We start from the raw sequence: 4456 nt of genomic DNA, 5'->3' as shown, positions 1-4456 counted from the left end.
GATTTCTTCGCGCATGATAATCAAATTGTCGTCTAGGGCGTTGATACCTTAGATAAATTTACCCATCGCAACAGCCGTATCAGCCATCCGGTTGGAGAAGCCCCATTCATTGTCGTACCACGTCAGAATCCGCACCATATTGCCATCGAGCACTTTGGTTTGGTCGAGGTGGAAAATCGAGGAATGCGGGTCGTGGTTGAAGTCAGAGCTCACCATCGGCAGGTCGGTGTAGGCCAGCACGCCCTTCAACGGACCCTCAGCCGCAGCGATGATGGCGGCGTTCACCTGTTCCACGGTTGTAGCGTTGGTCGCTTCAAAGGTTAGGTCAACCACAGAGACATTCGGCGTCGGCACGCGGATCGCGACGCCGTCGAGTTTGCCGTTCAATTCCGGCAGAACCAAACCAACCGCTTTGGCTGCGCCGGTTGACGTCGGGATCATCGACAAAGCCGCTGCGCGCGCGCGATAGAGGTCTTTATGCATCGTATCCAACGTCGGCTGGTCGCCAGTGTAGCTGTGGATCGTCGTCATAAAGCCCTTGGTGATGCCCATCGCATCGTTCAGGACTTTCGCCACAGGAGAAAGACAGTTGGTGGTGCAGGATGCGTTGGAAACGACGATATCATCGCTGGTCAGTGTCTGGTGGTTCACACCGTAAACGATCGTTTTATCGGCGTCCTTACCAGGTGCAGAGATCAGAACACGGCTGGAACCGTTGTCGAGGTGCGCTTGGCATGCCTCTTTGGATGTGAAGATACCGGTGCATTCCAGAACCACATCGACGCCCGACCAAGGCAGATCAGCGGGGTTGCGGATCGCGGTGACCTCCATCGGGCCCCGGCCCACGTCGATAGTTGTTTCGGTCGTGGTTACAGTGGCGGGGAAGCGTCCGTGGACACTGTCAAAGCGTAGCAGGTGTGCGTTGGTTTCCACCGGGCCAAGATCATTGATGGCTATGACTTCAATATCGGTGCGCCCGCTCTCGATGATCGCGCGCAGCACGTTGCGGCCAATACGGCCAAATCCGTTAATAGCGACTTTGACGGCCATGGTAATCTCCTTCGGGTCAATGTTGGCGCTAACATTGCGATTTATGCGGAAAGGTCAACCTTTGATCGTGCCTATCGCCAGAACGCAAGCCATTCTATCAGATCAAATAGCTTGCGCAGCAGGAAAACGATGTTTGCCCATTCATATAGAAAATGATCGAACGCAAGGAATGCGGCGATGACGAAAGCAAGCCAGAGGGCGATGGTATTTGTCATGGTGCTATGATCTAGCGGGATGCTTGGGAAATGGCAAAGCCCGCGCGAAGGCGGGCCTTGGGAAACTCTGGGGAAGGGGTTTTATTGCAAGCGCCCCATTGTGGCGGCCACATCCGCCATGCGTGCGGAGAAGCCCCATTCATTGTCATACCACGCTAGAACGCGCACTGTCTTGCCGCCGACAACCTTGGTTTGGTCAGGCGCGAAGATGCTGCTTTCGGTGGTATGGTTGAAATCAATGCTGACTTTGGCCTCGTCGTCGTAGGACATGACCATGCCCATGTATCCGGCGGCGGCTTCAGCAACGACAGCGTTCACCTCTTCCACAGTGACAGACTTGCTCGCTTCAAACGTCAGGTCAACGGCGCTGACATTTGGTGTGGGGACGCGCATTGCGGTGCCATCAAGTTTGCCGGAGAGTTCCGGCAGCACTTCGCCCAAGGCTTTTGCGGCACCCGTTGAGGTTGGGATCATCGCCATCGCAGCGGCGCGCGCGCGGTAAAGATCATTGTGGCGCCGGTCGAGCGTGGGCTGATCGCCTGTGTAGCTGTGGATAGTCGTCATGATCCCGCGCTCAATCCCGATTGCATCGTTGAGTACTTTGGCAAGCGGGGCAAGGCAGTTGGTGGTGCAAGACCCGTTTGACACCAGACGCTCCGCTGCGATCAGATCGCGGTGGTTGACGCCATAGACAACCGTGCGGTCGACATTCTTAGCGGGGGCAGAGATCAGCACTTTCTTGGCGCCACGTTCCAGATGGATCGCAGATCTTTCGCCATCGTTAAATTTACCGGTGCATTCCAGAACAACGTCAACACCGTCCCAATCCAGCTCTGCGGGAACATAGGTGGACATCACATCGATCGGGCCACGCCCCAGATCAAGTGTGTGGCCGTTGACTTTCACGGGGCTGCCGAAACGGCCGTGCACACTGTCGTATTTCAGCAGATGCGCATTGGTTTCAATCGGTCCGGTGGCGTTGATCTTGACGACTTGCACATCATTGCGCGCGGCCTCTGTAATATGCGCCAAGGTGCAACGTCCAATGCGGCCAAAACCATTGATGCCGACGGTAACTGTCATGGGACCTGTCCTCAACCGAATCCATTTTGTCTCCGTATAGGCGGCGTACAGTGGTATGCATAGAAAAAACACATAAATTTCAAGTTGTTAGCGATAACAGATTTCACATTCGCTGTGTTAGCGCTAATGTGAGCGCTAGAAGGCATGGCGTGTAGGGACCACCCCTCGGCGCGCCAGGGAGATGAGACATGAAACGTGTGATGTACTTCAGCGCAGCACGCGCTGGTTTGGGCGAAAAAGAGGTCGATGCGATCGTTGCAGAGGCGGCAAAACGAAACGCTCTTCATGGCGTGACAGGCGCTCTGGGATTCAATGGGCAAGCGTTTTGTCAGGTGTTGGAGGGCGACGAAGATACGCTTGACCGGCTTTTGGAAAGCATCAGCCGCGATCCGCGGCACAACGATTTCAAAATCGTTGATGTGAAGAAAGTCGAAACCCGTGCATTTCCCGATTGGACAATGACGCGTGTCGACAGTCTCGACTTTCAGCATATCGTCGATGCGATGCGCAACTGATCCGCACACGTGAATGAAATCTTCGGAGTTAGGATATGCATCCTTTGATATCGTCTGAGCATGTGGTGGCCTATCAGCGGGACGGTGTCGTTTTGATAAAGGGTTTGTTTGCCGACTGGGTCGATGAATTGCGCGATGGCATTGCGACCAATATGGCCGAGCCCGGACCCTTTGCCGCCGAAAACTTACATAGTGGTGAAGCGGGACGCTTCTTTGATGACTATTGCAACTGGTCTCGCATTGCCCCGTTTGAAGCTGCGGTCCGAAAGTCACCCGCCGCAGAGGTCGCGGCCGATCTGATGAAATCGCAAAGCTGCCAGCTTTTCCATGACCATGTTCTGGTCAAAGAGCCGGGGACGTCAAAGCCCACGCCTTGGCACCAAGACAGTCCCTATTATTTCGTTGAAGGTCAGCAAAACGTAAGTTTCTGGTCGCCGCTTGATCCCGTGCGTCAAGCATCGCTGCGCTGCGTGGCTGGTTCGCATAAATGGGACAAAGAAGTCTTACCGACACGCTGGCTCTCAGAGACTGATTTCTACCCAAGTGAGCAAGATTTCATGCCCGTGCCTGATCCTGATGCGGAGCATATGCAGATCGTAGAATATCAGATGGAGCCAGGCGATGCGGTCGCTTTTCACTACCGTATATTGCATGGCGCACGCGGCAACGAAGCGGCCAGCCGCCGCCGCGCTTTTTCGCTACGCCTTTTGGGCGATGACGCGCGCTATGTGGATCGTCCGGGGCCGACATCTCCGCCATTCCCGGGTCACGGCATGGTTGCGGGCCAAAAGCTGCGTGAAGACTGGTTTCCGGTGCTTTACCACCGCGATACATAATAGCCGCGCTGACAAAGCAGCGCGGCCGGATGTTTAGCGGCGAACCTGTTTCGCTTACTTCAGCAGGGATTTGACCTTTTCGGCCGTATCCTTGGCCGTAATACCAAACTGCGCGAACAACTCTTCGGCCGGGGCGGAGGCGCCAAAGCCGTGCATCCCGATGAAGCCGGATTTCTCGCGCTTGCCGCGCTCCCCGAACAACCAACGGTCCCAGCCAAAGCGGATGCCCGCCTCAATTGCGACGCGCACGGGGCCGCCGGGCAGGACGCGCTTGCGGTAGGCTTCGTCCTGTTCTTCGAACAATTCCCAGCATGGCATGGAGACAACGCGTGTACCGATCCCTTCGGCTTCAAGCAGATCGCGCGCCGCCAACGCAATGGATACCTCAGAGCCTGTGGCTAGCAAGATCGCCTGACGCTTGGCAATCGCATCGGCCAAGACGTAGCCGCCTTGGGCAGTCAGGTTCTTGCCTTTGTGCTCTGTCCGGACTGTCGGCAGGCCTTGACGGGTTAAGGCCAGCACAGAAGGTGTCTTTTGCGATGTCAGCGCCAACTCCCATGCCTCGGCGGTTTCGACGGTGTCGGCAGGGCGGAAGACATTGGTGTTTGGTGTTGCGCGCAGCATGGCCAGATGTTCAACCGGCTGGTGCGTCGGGCCGTCTTCGCCAAGTCCGATGCTGTCGTGGGTCATCACGTAGGTTGTGGGGATGCCCATCAGCGCGGAAAGGCGCATGGCACCACGTGCGTAGTCCGTAAAG

Annotated in this window: 6 protein-coding genes; 2 read left to right on the top strand and 4 right to left on the bottom strand. The window is 56.2% G+C overall.

From position 1 onward, the window contains the following. Positions 1 to 48: 48 nt before the first annotated feature. The 3 genes from gap (ACFDSS_RS13725) to gap (ACFDSS_RS13715) form a co-directional block, all read right to left on the bottom strand. Complete coding sequence (gene gap, locus ACFDSS_RS13725) at positions 49 to 1050, bottom strand: type I glyceraldehyde-3-phosphate dehydrogenase (RefSeq protein ID WP_375256288.1); 1002 nt, start codon at positions 1048 to 1050, stop codon at positions 49 to 51. 71 nt (positions 1051 to 1121) lie between these two features. Beyond that, positions 1122 to 1265 (bottom strand): hypothetical protein, encoded by a 144-nt coding sequence (locus ACFDSS_RS13720; protein ID WP_375256287.1) that lies wholly within the window; start codon positions 1263 to 1265, stop codon positions 1122 to 1124. Positions 1266 to 1346: 81 nt separating this feature from the next. Continuing rightward, the gene (gene gap, locus ACFDSS_RS13715) at positions 1347 to 2348 is read right to left on the bottom strand and encodes a type I glyceraldehyde-3-phosphate dehydrogenase (protein ID WP_375256286.1); all 1002 of its coding nucleotides are present in this window, start codon (positions 2346 to 2348) and stop codon (positions 1347 to 1349) included. Between the two features lie 188 nt (positions 2349 to 2536). Between gap (ACFDSS_RS13715) and ACFDSS_RS13710 the strand changes: the two genes are divergently transcribed. After that, positions 2537 to 2863, top strand: coding sequence for a BLUF domain-containing protein (locus ACFDSS_RS13710; RefSeq protein ID WP_375256285.1), 327 nt, complete (start codon positions 2537 to 2539; stop codon positions 2861 to 2863). A 35-nt stretch (positions 2864 to 2898) separates the two neighbouring features. Continuing rightward, positions 2899 to 3699: a phytanoyl-CoA dioxygenase family protein gene (locus tag ACFDSS_RS13705; RefSeq protein WP_375256284.1), complete on the top strand. Its 801-nt coding sequence runs from the start codon at positions 2899 to 2901 to the stop codon at positions 3697 to 3699. A gap of 54 nt (positions 3700 to 3753) precedes the next feature. Here the strand turns inward: ACFDSS_RS13705 and ACFDSS_RS13700 are convergent. Beyond that, on the bottom strand, positions 3754 to 4456 hold a 703-nt coding region (locus ACFDSS_RS13700), incomplete at its 5' end, for a transketolase C-terminal domain-containing protein (protein WP_375256283.1).

This window comes from Yoonia sp. (assembly GCF_042093035.1).
In the GTDB taxonomy this organism is placed as follows: domain Bacteria; phylum Pseudomonadota; class Alphaproteobacteria; order Rhodobacterales; family Rhodobacteraceae; genus Yoonia.
Note: the sequence above shows the minus strand (reverse complement) of the source record. Positions and strands in the feature narration are given on the sequence as shown.

Bases quoted from the DNA above. Each gene is read 5' to 3' on its own strand.
- gap (WP_375256288.1), bottom strand. From the start codon at position 1,050: ATGGCCGTCAAAGTCGCTATTAACGGATTTGGCCGTATTGGCCGCAAC.
- ACFDSS_RS13720 (WP_375256287.1), bottom strand. From the start codon at position 1,265: ATGACAAATACCATCGCCCTCTGGCTTGCTTTCGTCATCGCCGCATTC.
- gap (WP_375256286.1), bottom strand. From the start codon at position 2,348: ATGACAGTTACCGTCGGCATCAATGGTTTTGGCCGCATTGGACGTTGC.
- ACFDSS_RS13710 (WP_375256285.1), top strand. From the start codon at position 2,537: ATGAAACGTGTGATGTACTTCAGCGCAGCACGCGCTGGTTTGGGCGAA.
- ACFDSS_RS13705 (WP_375256284.1), top strand. From the start codon at position 2,899: ATGCATCCTTTGATATCGTCTGAGCATGTGGTGGCCTATCAGCGGGAC.